The organism is Desulfovibrio sp. OH1186_COT-070 (genome assembly GCF_003860215.1).
Classification (GTDB): Bacteria; Desulfobacterota; Desulfovibrionia; order Desulfovibrionales; family Desulfovibrionaceae; genus Desulfovibrio.
In genome coordinates, this window is sequence record NZ_RQYH01000002.1 from 41,424 (window position 1) to 60,719 (window position 19,296).

General features: G+C 60.3%; 16 protein-coding genes. 9 read left to right on the forward strand and 7 right to left on the reverse strand.

Going from position 1 to position 19,296, the window contains the following annotated elements; genetic code table 11:
• The first annotated feature begins 5 nt into the window (after nucleotides 1–5).
• The 4 genes from dprA (at nucleotide 6) to yecR (ending at nucleotide 4,034) form a co-directional block, all read left to right on the forward strand.
• Complete coding sequence (gene dprA / locus EII23_RS00925; protein ID WP_260424537.1) at nucleotides 6–1,253, forward strand: DNA-processing protein DprA; 1,248 nt, start codon at nucleotides 6–8, stop codon at nucleotides 1,251–1,253.
• On the forward strand, nucleotides 1,250–2,209 hold the full coding sequence (locus tag EII23_RS00930; RefSeq protein WP_124791199.1) for a tyrosine recombinase XerC: 960 nt from the start codon (nucleotides 1,250–1,252) through the stop codon (nucleotides 2,207–2,209). Before dprA ends, EII23_RS00930 begins: the two co-directional genes overlap by 4 nt.
• Before the next feature lie 243 nt (nucleotides 2,210–2,452).
• On the forward strand, nucleotides 2,453–3,370 hold the full coding sequence (locus tag EII23_RS00935; protein ID WP_124791201.1) for a manganese-dependent inorganic pyrophosphatase: 918 nt from the start codon (nucleotides 2,453–2,455) through the stop codon (nucleotides 3,368–3,370).
• Between the two features lie 274 nt (nucleotides 3,371–3,644).
• A complete protein-coding gene (gene yecR, locus EII23_RS00940; RefSeq protein ID WP_124791203.1) occupies nucleotides 3,645–4,034 on the forward strand; it encodes a YecR family lipoprotein in 390 nt (129 codons plus the stop codon).
• 76 nt (nucleotides 4,035–4,110) lie between these two features.
• On the opposite strand, the gene purN is transcribed toward yecR, so the two are convergent.
• From purN to EII23_RS00960, 4 genes are all read right to left on the reverse strand, one after another.
• Nucleotides 4,111–4,785 (reverse strand): phosphoribosylglycinamide formyltransferase, encoded by a 675-nt coding sequence (purN, locus tag EII23_RS00945; RefSeq protein ID WP_124791205.1) that lies wholly within the window; start codon nucleotides 4,783–4,785, stop codon nucleotides 4,111–4,113.
• Nucleotides 4,776–6,305, reverse strand: coding sequence for a uroporphyrinogen-III C-methyltransferase (cobA, locus tag EII23_RS00950; RefSeq protein ID WP_124791207.1), 1,530 nt, complete (start codon nucleotides 6,303–6,305; stop codon nucleotides 4,776–4,778). The genes purN and cobA overlap by 10 nt, the downstream gene beginning before the upstream one ends.
• Nucleotides 6,306–6,387: 82 nt before the next feature.
• Nucleotides 6,388–7,890, reverse strand: a complete 1,503-nt coding sequence (locus EII23_RS00955; protein ID WP_124791208.1) for a leucyl aminopeptidase — start codon at nucleotides 7,888–7,890, stop codon at nucleotides 6,388–6,390.
• Nucleotides 7,859–8,356 (reverse strand): hypothetical protein, encoded by a 498-nt coding sequence (locus tag EII23_RS00960; protein ID WP_124791210.1) that lies wholly within the window; start codon nucleotides 8,354–8,356, stop codon nucleotides 7,859–7,861. Before EII23_RS00960 ends, EII23_RS00955 begins: the two co-directional genes overlap by 32 nt.
• Before the next feature lie 68 nt (nucleotides 8,357–8,424).
• Between EII23_RS00960 and EII23_RS00965 the strand changes: the two genes are divergently transcribed.
• Entirely contained in the window at nucleotides 8,425–10,680 is a 2,256-nt protein-coding gene (locus EII23_RS00965) for a bifunctional diguanylate cyclase/phosphodiesterase (protein ID WP_124791212.1), read from the forward strand.
• A gap of 98 nt (nucleotides 10,681–10,778) precedes the next feature.
• Here the strand turns inward: EII23_RS00965 and EII23_RS00970 are convergent, their stop codons facing one another.
• A complete protein-coding gene (locus tag EII23_RS00970) occupies nucleotides 10,779–11,348 on the reverse strand; it encodes a hypothetical protein (protein WP_124791214.1) in 570 nt (189 codons plus the stop codon).
• Between the two features lie 465 nt (nucleotides 11,349–11,813).
• Here EII23_RS00970 and EII23_RS00975 point away from each other — a divergent pair, with 465 nt between their 5' ends.
• The 4 genes from EII23_RS00975 (at nucleotide 11,814) to EII23_RS00990 (ending at nucleotide 15,841) form a co-directional block, all read left to right on the forward strand.
• A complete protein-coding gene (locus tag EII23_RS00975; RefSeq protein WP_185702258.1) occupies nucleotides 11,814–12,347 on the forward strand; it encodes an energy transducer TonB in 534 nt (177 codons plus the stop codon).
• Between the two features lie 14 nt (nucleotides 12,348–12,361).
• Entirely contained in the window at nucleotides 12,362–13,048 is a 687-nt protein-coding gene (locus tag EII23_RS00980; protein WP_185702259.1) for a MotA/TolQ/ExbB proton channel family protein, read from the forward strand.
• A gap of 10 nt (nucleotides 13,049–13,058) precedes the next feature.
• Nucleotides 13,059–13,499 (forward strand): biopolymer transporter ExbD, encoded by a 441-nt coding sequence (locus tag EII23_RS00985; RefSeq protein WP_124791220.1) that lies wholly within the window; start codon nucleotides 13,059–13,061, stop codon nucleotides 13,497–13,499.
• 188 nt (nucleotides 13,500–13,687) lie between these two features.
• Nucleotides 13,688–15,841 carry a TonB-dependent receptor gene (locus tag EII23_RS00990; protein WP_185702260.1) on the forward strand — a complete coding sequence of 718 codons (2,154 nt, stop codon included), beginning with the start codon at nucleotides 13,688–13,690 and terminating at the stop codon, nucleotides 15,839–15,841.
• Nucleotides 15,842–16,000: 159 nt separating this feature from the next.
• Here EII23_RS00990 and ccrA read toward each other — a convergent pair whose 3' ends face one another.
• A complete protein-coding gene (gene ccrA / locus EII23_RS00995; protein ID WP_221620350.1) occupies nucleotides 16,001–17,461 on the reverse strand; it encodes a crotonyl-CoA carboxylase/reductase in 1,461 nt (486 codons plus the stop codon).
• Nucleotides 17,462–17,572: 111 nt separating this feature from the next.
• A complete protein-coding gene (locus EII23_RS01000; RefSeq protein ID WP_124791224.1) occupies nucleotides 17,573–19,282 on the reverse strand; it encodes an ABC transporter ATP-binding protein in 1,710 nt (569 codons plus the stop codon).
• Nucleotides 19,283–19,296 lie beyond the last annotated feature (14 nt).

Sequence of the window (19,296 nt, forward strand, 5' to 3'; positions counted from 1 at the left end):
AGGGCATGACCGAGAAAGAACGCAGGGAATACTGGGCCTGCCTGGCCTTGCGGCACTGCCCCGGAGTGGGAGCGCGCACGGCGTGCCGCCTGCTGCGCATTTTCGGCTCGGCATACGAGGCCTTGCAGGAGCGCCAGCGCTGGCCTGAAGCCGGACTGACCCCCAAACAGTCCGCAGCCTTGGCCGGCGGCGCGTGGCGCACTTCTGCCCGTGAGGAATGGGATCGGGCGCGCGATCTTGACGCGGCCATTGTCTTCTGGTCTTCCCCCGCCTATCCCCGCATGCTGCGCCTTCTGCCCGATGCTCCGGCGCTGCTCTACTGCCGGGGGGATTTGTCCCTGTTTTCTTCGGCATGTTTTGCCGTTGTGGGAGCGCGCCGGGCCACGCAACACGGGCAGGCCGTGGCGCAGCACATGGCGCGCTGCCTTTCGGCGTGCGGCATCAGCATTGTTTCCGGTCTGGCCCTGGGAATCGACAGGGTCGCCCACCAGGCGGCCCTGACACGGATCGGAAAAAGCATCGGCGTGCTGGGAACGGGCATTGACGTGCCCTATCCGCAGGCCAACAGGGATATTTTCGAGCAAATGCAAACGCAGGGCCTGCTTGTTTCGGAATGGGCGCCGGGCACGCTTCCCCTGCCGGGCAATTTTCCCGTCCGCAACCGCATCATCAGCGGGCTTTCTCTGGGCGTGCTGGTGGTGGAGGCCGCAGGCAGATCAGGCAGCCTGATCACGGCCCGCCTTGCGCTGGAGCAGAACCGCGAGGTCTTTGCCGTGCCCGGCCCTGCCCTGGATGCCCGCTGTCTGGGCAGTCAGGATCTGGTGCGTCAGGGAGCACGCGCGGTGTTCAATGCCGAGGACGTGCTGCGCGATCTGGCGGAAAATCTGCGGCCCTACGGCATCTCCCCGGAGAATCTGCCGGAGGGCGAAGACCTGCCAATTCCGCCAAGGAACGAAGCGGCAGACCGCCCGGCAAGGCCCGACCCCGGAGCAAGCCAGAAGCGCAAAAGCACTCCGGGTGCTGCGGGGCACCATCCTGCCCCGGCCATGCCCGCAACCGGGGCAGGCCCGCCGATACCGGAGCACGGGGCCGCCCTGCTGGAGCGCCTGCGGGAGCACGGCGCGGAGCATGTGGACGTGCTGGCGCAGGGCCTGGGCCTTTCTGCGGGAGAAGCAAATTCCCTGCTGGTGGAGTTGGAGATGTGGGGACTGGTGCGGCGCCTGCCGGGAGCGCGCTATGAGGTAAAGGCATGAGCGGAACCGGGCGGACAAAAGGGCAGCCCGGCACGACGCGGGCAGAGACCGCTCTGGAGGCTTTTCTTGCCTGGATGGACGTGCAGAAGGGCGCGTCCGCAGCGACCTGCAAGGCCTATGCCACGGATCTGCGGCAACTGGCCAGCTTTCTTGAGGATCAGGGGCAGAGTCTGGCCAGCCCGGAAAGTGTGACCCGCCGCCATATCCAGGCATTTGTGGCTTTTCTGTTCCGCCAGGGGGACGCCAAAAGCTCCATGGCCCGCAAACTGGCGGCGGCTCGTTCCTTTTTTCGCTTTCAGCAGCGCAACGGTTTGGTCCGGGAAAATGTGGCCGCCCAGGTGCGCAACCCCCGTCAGGAAAGACGCCATCCCCGCGCCCTCAATGTGGACGAGGTGTTCGCCCTGCTGGACTCTCCCGGAGAGAGTGCGCAGACCGACGAACAAAAGCGCCTGCACTGCCGCGATCTGGCCCTGGCGGAACTGCTCTACGGGTCGGGGCTGCGCATTTCGGAGGCACTTGGCCTCAACCTCGACGATGTGCAGCTTTCCTCACGGGTGCTGCGGGTCATGGGCAAGGGCGCGCGGGAACGCCTTGCCCCGCTCTCCGACACCTCGTGCGCGCGCCTCAAAATCTGGTTGAGCGAACGCGCGCACATGGCGCAGCCGCAGGAGGAGGCGCTTTTTGTGGGAGCGCGCGGGGCACGCCTGAACCGGCGGGAGGGCATGCGTATCGTGGAGCGGCTCTGTCGCCGGGCGGGGCTGGATTTTGCGGCTTCGCCGCACAGCCTGCGCCACTCCTTTGCCACCCACCTGCTGACCGCCGGAGCGGATTTGCGCAGCGTGCAGGAGCTTCTGGGGCACCGCAGGCTGACCACCACCCAGCGATATACCCGGCTCAGCCTGGAGCGTCTGGTGGAAGTGTACGACCAGGCCCACCCCAAGTCCGGCAAAAAATGAGCCGCGCCATAGCTGCTGCAATCCCCCGCCAGCGGCTCCGCAATCGCCCGTTTTGCAGGCTGTTTCTGGCGGCCGCTAATGCGGGCGTTTTGCTGTCCGGAGCAAAAATTCCGGCCTGATACCCACGGTGCGCCGGAAATTTCGCAGAGCGGGGCTTGGCATGGGCACGACTTTGTGCTAAAGAGAACAAACGCGGCCATCCGGCCTAGCGCGCAACCGAACCCTACCGCGAAGGAGAGTCCCATGTCTGCACTTGTTATTGGCCACATGAATCCCGACACAGACAGCATCATTTCCGCCATTGTCGCCGCTGACCTGTACAAGAAGCGGGGCATGGACGTTACCCCGGCCGCCCAGGGCGCCCCCACGCCGGAAACCGAATTCGTGCTCAAGAAATTCGGCCTTTCCGCCCCGCAGGTGGTCAACGACGTGGCTGGCAAGCAGCTCTATCTGGTGGACTACTCCGACCTGGCCCAGGCTCCCCAGGGCATGGACTCCGCAACGGTTCTGGGTATCGTGGATCACCACAAGCTGGGCGACGTGACCACATCCGCTCCGCTGGAAGCCTGGATCTGGCCCGTGGGCTGCTCCAATACCGTTCTCAAGGCCATGTACGATTTCTACGGCATCGAGATCCCCAAGAATATTGCCGGGGCCATGCTCTGCGCCATCCTCTCCGATACGGTCATCTTCAAATCCCCCACCTGTACCCCTGAAGACAAAAAAGCCGTTGAAGATCTGGCCAGGATTGCGGGCGTGACCGATGTGGTGGCCCTGGGCATGGAAATGTTCAAGGTCAAGAGCGCCGTTGAAGGCACGCCCATACGCGATCTCGTCTTCCGCGATTACAAGGACTTTGACATGAGCGGCAACAAGGTGGGCATCGGCCAGCTGGAAGTGGTCGACCTCTCCATTCTGGATGCCGTCAAGGGCGAGCTTCAGGCGGAAATCGCAAAGGTCAAGGCCGAAGGCCGCCACAGCGTTTTCCTGCTCCTCACCGACATCATGAAAGAAGGCTCCGAAATGCTCATTGTTTCGGACAATCCCGCCGTGGTGGAAAAAGCCTTTGGCGTCAAGCCCGAAGGCACGTCCGTATGGCTGCCCGGCGTCATGAGCCGCAAAAAGCAGGTTGTGCCCAATTTTGAAAAGGCCTTCAAATAAGGCCGCACAACGTGCATATTCTCTCCGCAGGGAGCCAGCCTCCCTGCGGATTTTTTGTATCCCCCAAAAGCTGTCCCCGCCGCACCGTATTTTCATGATCCCCCCGCGACGCGCGGCATCTGCACAAAGCGCATCCGGACTTGTGCCGGTTTTGCATGCATCCCGCCAGGGGCCGCCGTGTGCAAGAATGGGAAAGGGCTGCGCTCCGTGGTTGCGCAAAGCCTTTTTTTGATGCATCGTGAGTCAACGATCTTTATGCCAAAGGAGGAAAATCATGCAACGTTTCTTGGGTCTTATGCTGTGCGTACTGGGCATTGCCGTTCTGGCCGGTTGCGCGAAACCGGCGTACAAAAACTGGGCAGCCATGGACGGCAGCCGCAACGACGGCACGGTCAAACTTGCCTTTACCTGGGATCCCCAGCGGGAAAAGCCGGAATCCAGCACCTATCAGGCCGACGACCTTGCGGCCCAACGCTGCGCAGCTTGGGGCTATGCGGGAGCGCAACCCTTTGGCGGATCCAACCAGCAGTGCGTGCAGTGGTCCGGCAATCTCTGCGTCAGAATGCAGGTCGAACGTGTGTACCAGTGCATCGGCTCCAAGCCGAGGCCCGCGTACAAGCAGGCTCCCCGTCCTGACACTCCGTACAGCAGAACCGAAGGCTGATATATTTACTGCGAGAAAAAGAGCGCCCTGCCTTGTGGCAGGGCGCTCTTTCAGGTTTGCGGACAATGCACGGCCTCTAAAATCCCTGTTCCAGCGGCGGCCAGACCAGCCAGTCGCCCCTGTCCTCTGAGCGTGGGGCTGCGCCCGGGGCAAGGCGCGTCCGGCGGCCGTCCAACGTGATGCGCTTTTCCGCCAGCCACTGGATGGCCTGGGGATAGATGCGGTGTTCCAGGCTCTGGATGCGCTGCTGGAGGCTTTTGGCGCATTCTTCCGGATTGACGGGCACAGCGGCCTGAATGATGACCGGGCCGCTGTCCATTTTTTCTTCCACAAAGTGCACCGTGCAGCCGGAAATCCTGACCCCGTAGTCCACGGCGTCCTGTGCGCCGTGCAGTCCGGGGAAGCTGGGCAGCACAGCCGGATGCACGTTCACGACCCGCATGGCAAAGGCGTCCAGAAAAGGCGCGGTGAGCAGCCGCATATAGCCCGCCAGAACCACCAGTTCCGCACCGGCCTCCTGCAGGGCGGCGACCATGCGGCGGTCAAAGGACTCACGGTCGGCAAACTGCGTATGGTCCAGCACTTGGCAGGGAATGCCCGCTTTTTCCGCGCACGCAATGACTCCGGCTCCGGGCCGGTTGCAGAGAACCGTGACAATACGCGCGTCCAGAAGGCCCGCGGCAATCTTGTCCATGATGGCCTGCGCGTTGGAGCCGCTGCCCGAAGCAAGAATGGCTATGTTCAAGGGCATGGCCGCCCCCCGAAATGACTTTTCAAAGCTTCCACAAGATCCGGAATGGTGTGTCTTTCCGGCATGATGTGGCAGGGAAGTCCGTGCTTTTCCAGAGTGTCCGCGGTCACCGGCCCGATGGCCGCAAGACGCGTTTCCGGATGCGCCTTGAGCGTCTCGGCCGGGATGAGCGCAAGAAAGTTCTCCACCGTGGACGAAGAACCAAAGGTCACGCAGTCCAGAGCGCCTGCTTCCAGCCGTTCCAGCACCCTGGCTTTCTGGTGGGCAGCGGGCACAGTCATGTAGGCGGGCAGCACGTCCACCAGCGCGCCCGCCTTGCGGAGTTCCTCGGGCAGCACTTCACGGGCCCGGGCCGCGCGGGGCAAAAGAAAACGCTTGCCCTCGATCTGCCCGCTTTCCCGCTCCAGCAGGCCCTCCAGCACGCCTTCCGCCACATACCGCTGGGGAATGAAATCCGGGGTGATGCCGCGCCTGCACAGGGCCTCGGCCGTGGCCGGGCCGATGGCCGCAACCTTGCAGGAAGCGATGGCGCGGCTGTCCTTGCCCGCCTGCGCAAGGCGCAGCCAGAAATGGCGGACGCCGTTGACCGAAGTGAAAATCAGCCAGGCATAGCTGTCCAGGCGCTCCACGGCGGCGTCCAGCGGCGCGTAGTCGGCAAGAGGGCTGATTTCGATGGTGGGGCACTGAATGACTTCCGCACCCAGTTCGGTGAGGCTTTGGGCCAGTCCGCTGGCCTGTTCACGGGCACGGGTCACCACCACGCTGCGGCCGAAAAGCGGCTGCTGCTCAAACCAGCCCAGGCTGTCGTGCAGTTGGGCCACCTTGCCCACCACAATGATGGAAGGATTGGAAAATCCGGCCTCGACGGCGGCTGCGGGCAGGCGCTCCAGCGGGGCCGCCAGGCTGCGCTGGCGGGGTGTTGTGCCACGGTACACAAGGGCTGACGGCGTTGCCGGGTCCATGCCTGCCTGCAACAGGTTGTGGACGATATGGGGCAGATTTTTCATGCCCATGACAAAGACCAGCGTGGACGCGCTGGCGGCCAGCGCCTGCCAGTTGTGCGCAGACCGGGATTTTTCCGGTTTTTCGTGTCCGGTGATGATGGTCACCGATGAGGTCATGTCCCTGTGCGTCAGGGGAATGCCCGCATAGGCAGGGGCCGCGATGGCGCTGCTGACGCCGGGCACCTCTTCAAAGGGTATGCCCGCCGCAACCAGCGCTTCGGCTTCTTCACCGCCGCGTCCGAAAATATACGGGTCACCGCCCTTGAGGCGGGCCACAACCTTGCCTTCAGCCGCCTTTGCGATGAGCAGGGCATTGATCTCTTCCTGAGGCAGGGCATGTCTGCCCGCGATCTTGCCCACATAGATTTTTTCCGCCTCGGGCCGGGCATGACGCAACAGCGCATCGTTGGCCAGAGCATCATAAACGACAACATGGGCGGCCGCCAGCGCATCACGCCCCTTGAGGGTCAGCAGCCCCGGATCGCCGGGGCCGGCCCCGATGAGAAAGACCTTCATCAATATTTCCTTGTTCCGGTTTGCGCCGGCCAGTTTCCCCGCGCGCTGCGTTGCGCGGGGGCGTCATGCCTGAAGCGGGCTGTCATACGCCGCCCCGCGCCAGTTCCAGCAGAGTGCGCGCGCCAAAGCCCGTGGGGCCGACCGGTGCGAGGGGTGAGCCCTTGGCGGCCCAGTCCACGCCAGCAATGTCCAGATGCGCCCAGCGCACACCCTCCTGAACAAAATGCGCCAGAAAAAGCGCGGCATTGATGGCACCGCCCTCGCGCGGCCCGATGTGGCAGATATCGGCCACCTCGCTTTTGAGGTCTTCGGCATAGGGCTGCCAGAGCGGGAGTGGCCAGAAATTTTCCCCGCAGGCGCCGCCTGCGGAGCGGATGCGCTCCGTCAGATCCTGATCGCGGCAGAACAGGCCCGCCAACTGCGGCCCCAGCGCCACGGCGCAGGCGCCGGTAAGCGTGGCAATGTCCACCACGGCGGACGGCGTCCAGGTTTTCTGGGCATGGATCAGGGCATCGCACAGCGCAAGGCGGCCTTCGGCATCGGTATTGCGTATTTCCACGCTCTCGCCGTTGGCGGCCCGCACCACATCGCCGGGGCGCGCGGCCCTGCCGCCGGGCATATTTTCGGCGCAGGCCAGAAGGCCGATAACCCGCCGGGGCGCGTCCTCCTGCGCCAGAGCGGCCACTGCGGCCAGAACAGCGGCCGCGCCGCTCATGTCCGCCTTCATCTGGTGCATGTTGGCCGCGGGTTTAATGCTGATGCCGCCAGAATCAAAAGTGACGCCCTTGCCCACCAGAATCAGCGGCTTGTCCTGCTCGTGCCCCCGGGGCGCGTGCTCCAGAACCACAAGGCGGGGAGGGCATGCCGAGCCGCGGCCCACGGCCAGCAGACAGCCCATGCCAAGATCTTCCATGTCTTTTTCGTCCAGCACCGTGCAGGAAAAGCCTTTTTCGCGGGCCAGATCCCGGGCGCGCCGGGCCAGATGGTCGGGAGAGAGCAGGTTGGGCGGCATGGCGGCCAGATCGCGGGCAAGAGCCACAGCCCAGGCCGTATTCTCTCCCCGGCGGGCAGCCGCATGGGCGGCATCGGGCACGTGTTCGCCGTCAAAACCCAAAGCCAGCCATTGGGGCGGAGCAGGCTCCTCCGCATCGGGTTTTTTGAGCACATCAGAACGGTGCAGGGCCAGCAGCGCCGCGCAGACGCATTCTTCCACCAGGCGTTCCCGCCCGCCGGGCAGACGGGACAGAACAGGCTCCGGCAGAAGAAGGGACGCATAGCCCTGTGCCCGGCACCGCTGCACGGCAGCGGCCAGCGCCTTGCGGATGCCCTGCATGTCAACCTTTTCGCGCGGGCCAAGGCCCACGGCCAGCACACGGGGCACAGGCAGTTCGGGATGACCGTGGAGCAGGGCAAATTCGCCGGATTTGCCCTTGAAGTCCCGCATGCCGGGAGCCACGGTCAGCCAGGGGACGGCCTTGTCCAGCGCCGGGCACTCCGCGGGCAAATTTTCTCCCTGGCAGGCCAAAGCCAGCAAGACTTCGCCCTTCCAGTGTTCAGGGCCGAGATTCTGAAAACGTATGTCCATGCAATCTTCCGGATATGTTTTGTCCGGCCGCGCACCACACGCGCATCACGGCCGAAGCGTTGCTTTTCAATACGTCAGTATACGCATCCGGCACAGCTTTGCCAAGGCCGGGCGCGCCTTCCTGCCCGAAAGAGTGCCTCCTCTTGCTGCCCTCGCAGGCGGGAAGGTTGAGACATTCACCTTTATGATGATTTTTCAATAGTTGAAGTACGGCTTTCATTGAAAGCATGAAACCCTCTTTTCTTTTCCCTCTGGCGTCTTTGGGAGAAAATTGGTATTTCTTTTCATCAAGATACTGTGTCCCGACAAAACGTGCCGCTTGCGGCAAAAATGCCCCGGTTCCGAGGCCGGGGGTCAGCGCGGAAACGGTTGTCGCTCCGCGCTGTTTTTGTCGGGCCGGAAAAACCTGTGGCAGACCTGTGTCGCCACGGGGCGTCAGTCTCCCCCAGGGATTTGCTCCGGGCATGATTTTGCCTGCCCGGAATACGGGATGCGCATATTTTGTCCGGCGCGGGTTCTTTTTTCGGAGTGGCCATGAAAAACCGTACTGGCAAAAAGTGGACAGAAAATCAGGCAGAAGAAAACAGCAAGCTCCAGGCTGGCGAAGATTTCTTTCTCCTCCCTCCTGAAGCGGCGGACGATGAGCCTCTCTTTGCGACGCTCCGCTACGCCTATGACGAGATCTACCTGCTGGGTTTTGACAACGGCATTTTCCGTCAGGTGCACCGCAACGGGAACACCCGCCTCATGCCTGTCGCCACGCGGGACATGGAGAGCGCGTTGCGTGATGCCTTCGGGGGCCGCATCCATCCCGGCGACCATGTAGAATACGCCGGGCTGATGGACGCAGCGCGCTGGAGCCTTTCTGCGGGCATATCCGACGTTCTGTGCCGGGACATGCGCAAGCAGACCCGAAACGGAGCCTATGCCTGGGTGCAGGTGAGCGTTTTTCCCCTGAAGGACACCCAAAACCGCCAGTGCTGCCTGCTGTGCTGCAAGGAGATCGAAAATCGCGAGTTTTCCGAAAACCTTGTGCGGGACAACAAACTGCTGCACCAAAAGAACATGGACGCCCTGCGCTACAAGGCGGCCCTGGATCACGCCAGAATACTGGTTTTCGAGTGGCGCGGCAGCGAGCTGTGCTATGTGCATCCACGCATTCCGGCCATTCTGGACGGCAATTACGACGGCCGCTTTCTTTTTGATGTATGGCGCGAGGACAATGTGGTTTACAGCGGGGACATGCCCGTCTTTGAAGACTGCCTTGCGCGCCTGATGCTGGGCATCAAGACCGGCGAAATGACCATACGCCTGCGCCGCAGGGGCGGACGCTTTTCCTGGTACAAGGTCACCTACGTCAGCCTGAACGATGCTGACAGAGCCGAACGCTATATCGGCGCCATCACGGATGTGGACGTTGTGGTGCGCTCGGAGCAGTCCCTGCGGCTGCGCGCCGAAATCGACCCGCTGACCGGAGCCTGCAATACGCAGACCTTTTTTGAAAAAATCGACGCCCTGCGCAAGGCCTGGCCCCAGGAGCCGTATACCGTGCTGCGCTTTGACGTGGCTGGCTTCAAGAGCATCAACGAATCCCTGGGCCTTGCCGAGGGCAACCGGCTGCTGCGGGCCATCGCGCGCCAGACGCGCAAATGCCTGCACCCCGAAAAAGATGTCTATGCCCGGCTGACAGCGGACGTTTTTGCCGTCTGCATGTCCGGCGGCACGGACAGTGCCCTGCGTTTTGTCCAGAGCCTCTCGCAGAAGGTGGAACGCTTTTTTGAAGGCTTCCGCACCCGACTGTACTTCGGCATCTGCCAGGCAGAAGAAGGCATCTCCGGGCATGTACTCTGCGACAGGGCCTATCAGGCGCAAAAAACCGTCAAGGACAGTGAGCTTGGAAATTTCGCCTTTTATGACGCACGCCTGCGCGATCGCCTGCAGAAAGAAAGCTACGTCACCCGCAGAATGCACTCCGCCCTGGAAAAAAAGCAGTTCAAGCTTTTCCTGCAACCCAAGGTGGAAGTGTCCAGCGGGCGCGTTGTCGGGGCTGAAGCCCTGGTGCGCTGGGAGCACCCCGAAGACGGGATCATCTCTCCCGGCAGTTTCATTTCCCTGTTCGAGCGCAACGGCTTCATCGTGCGGCTGGACGAATACATTTGGGCGCAGACCTGCCTCACCCTGGCCTCCTGGCTGGACAAGGGGCACACGCCCGTGCCCATTTCGGTCAATGTTTCGCGGCTGCACTTCAGCACTGCCGATCTGCCCCGCAAATTCTCGCGCCTGCTGCGCGCAAGCGGGCTTCCCCACAACCTGCTGGAACTGGAACTGACCGAAAGCGCCTTTTTCTCCAACAAGGCCGCCATGCAGAAGCTCATGGACGAACTGGGCAACGCGGGCTTTCTTTTTGCCATGGACGATTTCGGCACAGGCTATTCCTCTCTGAGCACGCTGCGGGACCTGCCCTTCACCACGGTCAAGCTCGACCAGGCCTTTGTCAACGACTGCACGGGCAACGAGCGCAGCCGCATTCTGGTGCGCGACGCCATTGCCCTTGTCAACAACCTGAACATGCACGTTGTGGCCGAAGGCGTGGAAACCGAAGACCATGCCTACTTTCTGCTCAAGAGCGGCTGCAACTGCGTTCAGGGCTTTTTGTACGCGCGGCCCATGGAAGCGGAGACCTTTGAAAGGCTTTTTCTTGAGGAGAAAAAGAGTTTTCCCCTCACCAACCACGGCATCCGGGGAGAAGCCCTGCGGCAGGGCCTTCCCCTGGGAGAGCCCACACACTGACGCACGGCGTCAGTGCCGACATTTCGCGCAAAAGCAGGGCCCGCGGCAGAGCATGCCCGGCGGACATTCTGCGAAAGGCAGGCGAATCGGGCAAACGATCAGAAAGACAGGCGCAGCAGGCGTATGGTGGCGGGCTGTATGTGCAGGAGGCAGTCCCCGCTCACGTCCTCGCTGCGGGTCACAAAGCCGTCCTTGCGTATGTTCAGGATGGCCTCGGCCTCGTGGCTGGAATCAAAAAGGTGCAGAACATCGTTTTGCAGGCTGTCGGCTGTTGTCCAGTGCCTGTTGACGGGCGGCGTGTCGGGTGTCATGTGGCGCACAAAACGGAAGATGACCGCCCGGCCGCTGCCGGACGCAAGCCACTGCCCGCAGCACTCCCAGACTGCGTCCCGTGAGGGGGACTCCCCTGCGGCAAAAGGCTGTCGGATGTCCAGGGGGAAAGAGCGGCTCTGAACCCGGAGCATGGTGTCCACCAGCCCGCAATAGTCTGTGGTCTGCTCCAGCACCGCCCGGAAGGCCTCGGGCGAACTGGCCAGGGCCAGAAGGGTTTCGTTGAGGATGTCGCGCGCCTTGGGCACGCGGATGCCGTGGGTCAGGCGCAGGGCGTTGAGCACGGCGTAGATGGCGCAGAAGGTGTCCAGTTTTCCCTGATAAAACGGTTTGAGCACGGGCAGCCTCCGCTGCTGTTATGCCTGTCTGCACGCGCGGGGTCAAGGCGCTTGCCGGGCCTTGCGCCGCGCTTGGGGCAGCAGGCCGGAACCGGCATTGCCCCGCAGCGAGAGGCCGGAAAAATTCTCTATCAATATTGACATTAAATTTCAAATTCGATAACAAAGAGGCCGGTCCGATAGCAGAAAAAAAATACTGTCGGAAATAATCTTATTCAAGAAAAATTCTTGAATAATGGTTGTTTCTGTATGCAAAAGAGGCATATTTTTACATGTCTTAAAGCAAACCTGAAAATGCTCTGCCATTGATGCGCAATCATGCCAAATCATCACATTTTTCCTGCACTTTTTTTCGTTGTTTTGCTCCATATGTTCGCATTTTCTTCAGCATATCTTTTTTTTTCCCGCAGTACGGTACAGGATTCATCCCCAAAAGGACAGGAAATAGCCGTCGATTTTGCCGTTGTGCCCGAGGGGGGCGCAGTTGAAAAAGAACCGGCTGCGGAAGTTTTTGATCCTCCTGCGGCAGAGGTTCCCGAACCTGTGCCCGACCCGGAGCCCCAGCCGGTGCTTGAAGCTCCCAAGCCCAAGCCGGAGTCAAAAACTCCCAAGCCCAAACCCAGACCGGCGGCACAAGGGCCACGGGCAGCGATTCCCAATGCTGCGGGCAATGCATCCCCTTCCGTCAATGCCGCTCCTTCTCCGGTCACACAGAAAGGCGCGGGCGACAATGCCGTGGTGCTTCGGCAGGTCAAGCCTTCGTATCCCGCGCTTTCCCGCCGCAAGGGAGAAGAGGGGCGGGTGGTTCTTAATGTCCTTGTCAGGGCGGACGGAACAGCGGGAAATATCAGCATCAAGCGATCAAGCGGTTTTTCGCGCTTGGATACAGCAGCGGAAAGCGCCGTGCGCCGCTGGCGCTTTGAGCCGTACAGGGTGGGAGGTCTGGCAACGGACCATGAGTACAGCATTGTCATTATATTTTCATTGTTGGACCAATGAGTCCGGGGGCGAGCATGAATCAGCAGTTCAGTCTCATGCATATCTGGGAGCACGGAGATTTTGTCACCCATGCGGTAGCAATAATACTCCTGATCATGTCTGTTGCCTCATGGACGGCCATTGCGCTCGGCGTATTCCGCCAAAAAAAGTTCAAACGTCAGCGCGCCGTGATACGCTCTTTCTGGACAAAGTCCACTCTGGAAGAAGGCATCGCACATATCCGGGATGATTCTTCACCGTGGAAAATACTGGCTCTTGAAGGGCAATATGCCGCTCAAGGCTTTGCCGTATGCGCGCAGGAGCCGCACACGCCCAATGCCAGAGCCGACTGGATTGTGCGCAGTCTGGCCAATGTGATTGACAAAATCGCGGTTTACCAGAGCTACGGACTGGTGCTCCTGTCTTCCATAGGGGCAACGGCTCCGTTCGTGGGCCTCTTCGGGACGGTATGGGGTATCTACCATACGCTCATCGCCCTGAGCGGCGGCGGGCAGATGACAATCGACCAGGTTGCCGGCCCCATCGGCGAAGCGCTTGTCATGACCGCGTTCGGGCTGGTTGTCGCCATCCCGGCGGTGCTCGGCAACAACGCCATCGCCAACAGCAACCGGCGGAATTTGCAGGAACTGGGTACGTTCGCCCAGGATATCCAGGCCTTTCTTGTGACCGGGCAGCGCCCTCTTTCTGCCCTGCAAAAATAACAGGGAGCATATGACCATGATCAGCGGAGACAACCGCCTGTCAGGCAGATCCGGCGACGGGGTCATGAGCGATATCAACGTGACTCCGCTGGTGGACATCATGCTTGTGCTCCTGATCGTTTTCATCATCACCGCGCCGGTCATCCATCAGGCATTTCGGCTGAACCTGCCCAAGGAACATGCCCAAAAGCACGAACTCCAGCAGGACGACGTCACCATTGAAATTTCGGGCGCCGGCGCGCTCAGCCTGAACGGCAGACCCCTTTCCGAAGACGCCCTGCTGGAAGAGCTCCAGTTCATCGGCGCACAACGGGGCAACGACACAAGGCTTCATCTTCACGCGGATCAGACCACACAATACATGAATATCGCACGCGTGCTCGCATTGGCTCAACAGGCGGGAATGACAAGAGTTTCTTTTGTTACCTCGCCTCCACAAAAAGCCCGGTAACGTGTCGTCACGGCATCGCTTCGCCGGATGCCATGATATAAGCAAGATGTACCATAAAGGAGAAGAAGGTAATGACGGGGAGATCAAGGACTGTTGTCGTCGGACTGTTCTCGTTGCTGCTGCATGCTTTTGCCGTACCGGCGTTCGCCGCGGACGATACAGAGGCAAGAGCGGAAGAAAGGACAGCCTTGGATGTCGTTCGGGTGACCGCCCAGAAAAGGTCGGAAGAGGTAAACGCCGTGCCCATGAGCCTTGAGGTTGTGACCCCCAGGGATCTGAAGGCGTCACACACCATGAGAATTGAAGATGTGGCGGCGGAAACGCCCAATGTCATGTTTTCAACGGGGCAGACGGGAGGTGCATTGTCGCCTGTTTTCAGTATCCGTGGCGTGGGGTCCACGGAAAACGAAACAGACCCCTCCATCGGCGTGTTTGTGGATGGCGTGCCCCTCACCCAGGTTCACGGCTATCTGAATAACCTGCTTGACGTGGAGCAAGTTGAAATTCTGCGCGGCCCGCAGGGCACATTGTACGGGCGCAATACGCTTGGCGGCGCCATCAACATCACTTCCAAAAAAGCCAATCCCGGCAAGCAGGAGGCATATATTACCGTAGGCGGGGGGAGCCACGAGCAGTTCCGTACGGAACTCATGGCGAACATACCCCTCTGGGACGGAAAGGCCGCGGTGCGCGCCGCGTTCGGATACAGCCAGCAGGGTCATGTGTGGGACAACAGGTACGGGGGCAACCTCGGCAAGCAGAACAATTATCAGGGACGTTTGAGCTGGTTCATGGAACTCGGCGAAAATACCACGGTGGATTTCAGCGCCGACATGCAGAAGCAGTACCGCAACGATTCCGCGAGAATGACCCTGACCGACTATGAGGACGGTGACCGCACCTTCAAATGGGACGCGCCTTCGGGCGGAGAAATCACCTCCGGCGGCGTCAGGCTTGAGATCAACCACGACTTTGCCGACGGGCACAAACTCACCTCCCTGAGCGCATACCGCAGCATGGCCATGGACTATACGCAGGCCTACGGCCCGGAAGGCTATTTTGAAAATACCAACAGGTTCCATAACTTGATGCTGGGATTCACCAATTTCAGATTCAAGGATTCCGGAGAGTTTACGGAAAGCTTCGGGCAGATTTCCCAGGAACTGCGCCTGACCTCGCCCGATGATCAGGACTTCAAATATGTGATCGGCGTATACGCGGACTACAACCGCGCGGACCGGTTGAACGGCCAGACCAGCCGGTGGGATATGGGCTCCCCCTTTCTCCCGAGCACCCTGGCCGACGATCACGGCTCCGTCAAGTTGAGATCCCAGCAGGATGCATGGTCCGTGGCGGTGTTCGGCAACGCCTCCTATGATTTCAACGAGCACTGGCAGGTGTTCGGCGGTCTTCGCGTGGGCTATGACAAGAAGAATTTCGATTTCAGCCTTACCTCCAATCTTGGCGATGCCTTCATCAGCCAGTATCTGGATGGCCCCGGCATGCGCGCGATCAGATCCTATGACGGGGAATGGAGCAAGGTGTACTGGATGCCCCGCGGAGGCATCAAATACAGTTTCAACGAAAACAACAACATTTATGCCAGCGTGAGCACCGGCTACAAGTCCGGAGGCTTCAACACCTCGCTGTTTTATAACGATCCGGCCTTCAAGTATGACGAAGAAACCACCACCAACTACGAACTGGGCATGAAAAACACGTTCTGGGACGGCCGTGTCACCCTGAATACCGCTCTTTTCTATATCGACTGGAGGGATCAGCAGGTTCTGGCCTATGACGCCGCCACCAACGCGACTCCCATCATCAATGCCCCGCGGAGCAGGTCTTACGGTTTTGAAGCTTCACTTGCCGGCAAGTTCGACAACGGGTTCCGCGCGGGCATCGGCGTGGGCTATGCGGACGCGACATACGAGGAATTCGAAAACGCGCCCGCGACAGCCGGGGGAAGAACCATCAACGCCAACGGCAACCAGCAGCAGTTCCACTCCAAGTTTACCGGCCGCGCCAGCGTGGGGTATGAGCACGAATTGCCTTGGGACAAACTCGTGGCAAGCATCGATCTGACCTTTCGCTATCGCTCGAGCTACTACTATGATATTGAAAACAGGCTTGAGCAGGACGGCTACGGAACCTTTGACCTGAGCCTCGGTCTGGGCAACGACAACTACGAGGTCAACCTCTGGGGCAGAAACCTGCTGAACCAGGCAGCCACAGCATCAAAGTTCTATGTTCCTGCGGGGAACGCGGCCTTTGACCAGAATGTGCTCGTGACGCGGATTGACCCCCTGATGGTCGGCGTTGACTTTACCCTGAAATTCTAAAAAAGGCTTGCGTACATCCCCGCGCGACAATCGCGCGGGGATGTACGCGGCTTGTGTCCAAAATTTTCCGCATTTTCAAGATCCGCCATGCTGTCCGGCACTGCCCCTGGGGGATTGCGTTTTCGCCCGGGCGCGTGCCGGGCTGGCTGCGTGTCCGCCTCAGCAAATGGCGCCGCCCTCTCCGGACAAAGACGTACGAAGGATATTGATGCGCTGCTCCCCGATTTTCTCACGCAATTCCCGGTTACGGATGCCCATCCGCTCCGAGGGGGCCAGATTGAGAATGCCGAGCTTGCCGATCTGTTCGCCGGAATGCATTTTGAAAATCGCATCGGCTGTCCGCGAAAGCGGATATACCTCGGAAAGCACCGGAGTCAGCATGCCCTTGCAGATCAGGCGCACCGCCTGCGCCGCTTCATAATAGTTCGCCCCGTGCGAGCCGATGATCTTTTTTACTGTCTGCCAGAAATAGCGGTTGTCAAAAACATGATTGTACCCTGATGTCGAGCCGCAGGTGACAACCTTTCCGCCCGCCTTCGCCACAGCAACGCTGGCAGCGAAAGTGGACCGCCCTGTATGCTCAAAAACAATGTCACAATCCTCCCCATCGGTCAGCCGCCGGATCAAGGCTTTCAGGCGCAGAACCTGCCGCCCCTTCGTCCGGCCGCTTTCATCCAGAAAAAGGTCTTTTCCGGGCTCTCGCTCCAGCACAATAACGCGCTCGCACCCCAGCTTTCTGACCACGGCCGCTTTTTTTTCGGAAGAAACAATGCCTATGGGCACACCGCCTCCGTTGCGGACCATCTGGATTGCAATGCTGCCCAGACCGCCGGAAGCTCCCCAGATCAGGACATTATCCCCCTGCCGCATGCGGGCGCCGTTGTCCGAAACCAGCATACGGTAGGCTGTGGTCGTCACCAGATTCATGGAGGCAGCTTCTTCCCAGGACAAATGCTCCGCCTTGGGCAGCAACTGGTGTTGCTGGACGACCGTAAAATACGCAAACGCGCCGAAGTTGGTTTCAAAACCCCAGGCGCGCCCGTGCGGGTCCTGTACGGAATCGTAGAACACCGCCGGCTCGGAAACATCGTTCACCCCTCCATGAAGTGTCACGCGATCCCCCGGCTTCCAGTTGTGGACAGATGGGTGCGTGCGCACAACAACACCTGCGGCATCTCCTCCGATAATATGATAGTCTTGCTGATGCTTCTGATTCTCGACCCGCATCCTTGCAAAATCCGCAATATACGAAAAACCGGGCGCGGGCTCGAAAATGGATGACCAGACGTTGTTGAAATTCACGGCAGAGGCCATCACCGCCACCAGCACCTCGCCCGGCCCCGGCACCGGAACCGGAACTTCCTCATAGTGCAGGGCCTGCCGGGGATCCTTCTCGCAAAAGGCCTTGCCGGAAAACATCTCCTGCTCATCCCGGTGCAGCACGACCGCCGCCATGCTTTCAGGCAATTTCAGGTGGGAAAAATCATCGGCCGCGGCTTTGGGGTCCTCAACAAGCTGAACCAGATTTCGGTATTCCGGGGTCATCTCTCTCTCCAGGGCGGATATAAACTCGCGATTTTTGTACTCTGACAACAGGACGCATCCGGATTCCTCTTTCACGCGCCCTTCCTCTGAAGCCGTGTATTTTGAGTGATATGCGTGCTGTGCGCGATGCCCGTTTTCAGGTCCACACACTGTAAATGCCACATGCGCGCGGCAGCAATAGAGTCGCTATATGCCCTGTTGCAGTCCCCACAACCCTGCATACAGCCCCTCTGCCGACAAAAGGTCGGCATGCGATCCGTGCTCCACTATTTTCCCCTTTTCCAGCACAAAGATTTTATCCGCATCGTGGACGGTCCAAAGGCGATGCGCGATCACGATAACGGTTTTTCCGCGGCAAAGATTGGACAGCGCGCGCTGAACGGCCGCCTCATTTTCCAGATCGAGGCTGGACGTGGCCTCGTCAAGGATAAGCACCGGTGCGTCCTGCAAAATGGCGCGGGCAATGGCCACCCTCTGGCGTTCCCCGCCGGAAAGCACCACATCACCGGTTTCAAGTACGGTGTCATAGCCTTCGGGCAGTTGCATGACGCGCTCGTGGATGCATGCCGCTTCGGCCGCCTCAATGACCTTGTCCATGGGGGCCTCGGGCTTCCCGAGGCGGATATTGTCGGCAACGGACATGGGAAAGAGAAATACGTCCTGAAGCACCATGCTCACGGTTTTATGCAGCGTCGGCTCGTCAATATCCCGGACGTCCACACCCCCTATGCGCACCGCGCCCTGCTCCACATCCCACAATCGGGCAACAAGGGACGCCAGCGTGCTTTTCCCGGAACCGGAGGGTCCGACCAGCGCGGCCATGCTGCCGCTTTCGATGCGGAAAGAAACATTATGTATGACCTCGGCATCCCCATAACCGAACGACACGTTCTGCATGTCGACAGAGCCGTCCCGGGGAATCTGCCCCCGAACGGCTTGGGGCATAACCGGTTCGTCAAAAACTCTGCGGATACGGTTGAGAATCGAACCGACAAAACGCATGGCGGCCAGATAGATTCCAATATCGTTGATGCCCATGGCCAGCCGCAAGACCACCAGAATTTCCACAAAATAGGCAACAGCGCCGGCGCCCCCCCCAATAAACCGCAGGCTGGCGACCCCGATGGCCAAGGAAGCCCCGAGAAAAACCACAAGGCTGAAAATCAGCAGCGCCGGAGCTGGAGCCACTTCGGATTTCAGGGATTCGTCACGCAAGAGCTCGAAAGCACGCCGTGCGGCCGCAACGCGTTGGCCGCGGGGGTCAAAAAAACGAAGATCCCGTGCCCCGGTAACAATCTCCAAAGCATTCACCGCCGCCATCTGCCGGGACGAGGCGACTTTTTCCGACGCCCGATCCAGCAGCCGGTAGGCCAGAGGCACGCTCAACATGGCCAAGGGCATGGCCGCCAGCATGACCAGCGCGCAGGCCCAGTTGAGCCAGAGCAGCAACAGCCAGAGCAGAAGGGGAAAGGCCGTGCCCGCCACCACGCAACCCCAAATATTGGTTACAATATCCTGATACATGGTGAATTGCGCGGTTACAAGCTCGGCCCAGGCTCCGTCCCGCTGGGAAAGCACGCGTCCCAGCGGCAGCCTTGCAAGATGGTTTGCAAGACGGAGCCGCGCGTTTGAAACAACAGCGTAGGTTGCGTCAAAATTGGCGTTAAGCGCCTGTGTTTTCAAAAAAACCCCCAGGACAAAGCCAACAACGGACACGGCCAGCGCCACAGCAGAAGCAAAACCATTTCCCCCGCCAAGCACATAGGGCAGCCCAAGAGCGACCATGAACCAAGGCAGGGCATCCACACAGGCTCCCAGCGACCCGTACACGACTCCCTTAGCCATGTTGCCGTCACGATATTCAGACAAATCAAACCCGAGGTATTCCCGTATCACACCCGTTCTCCCTC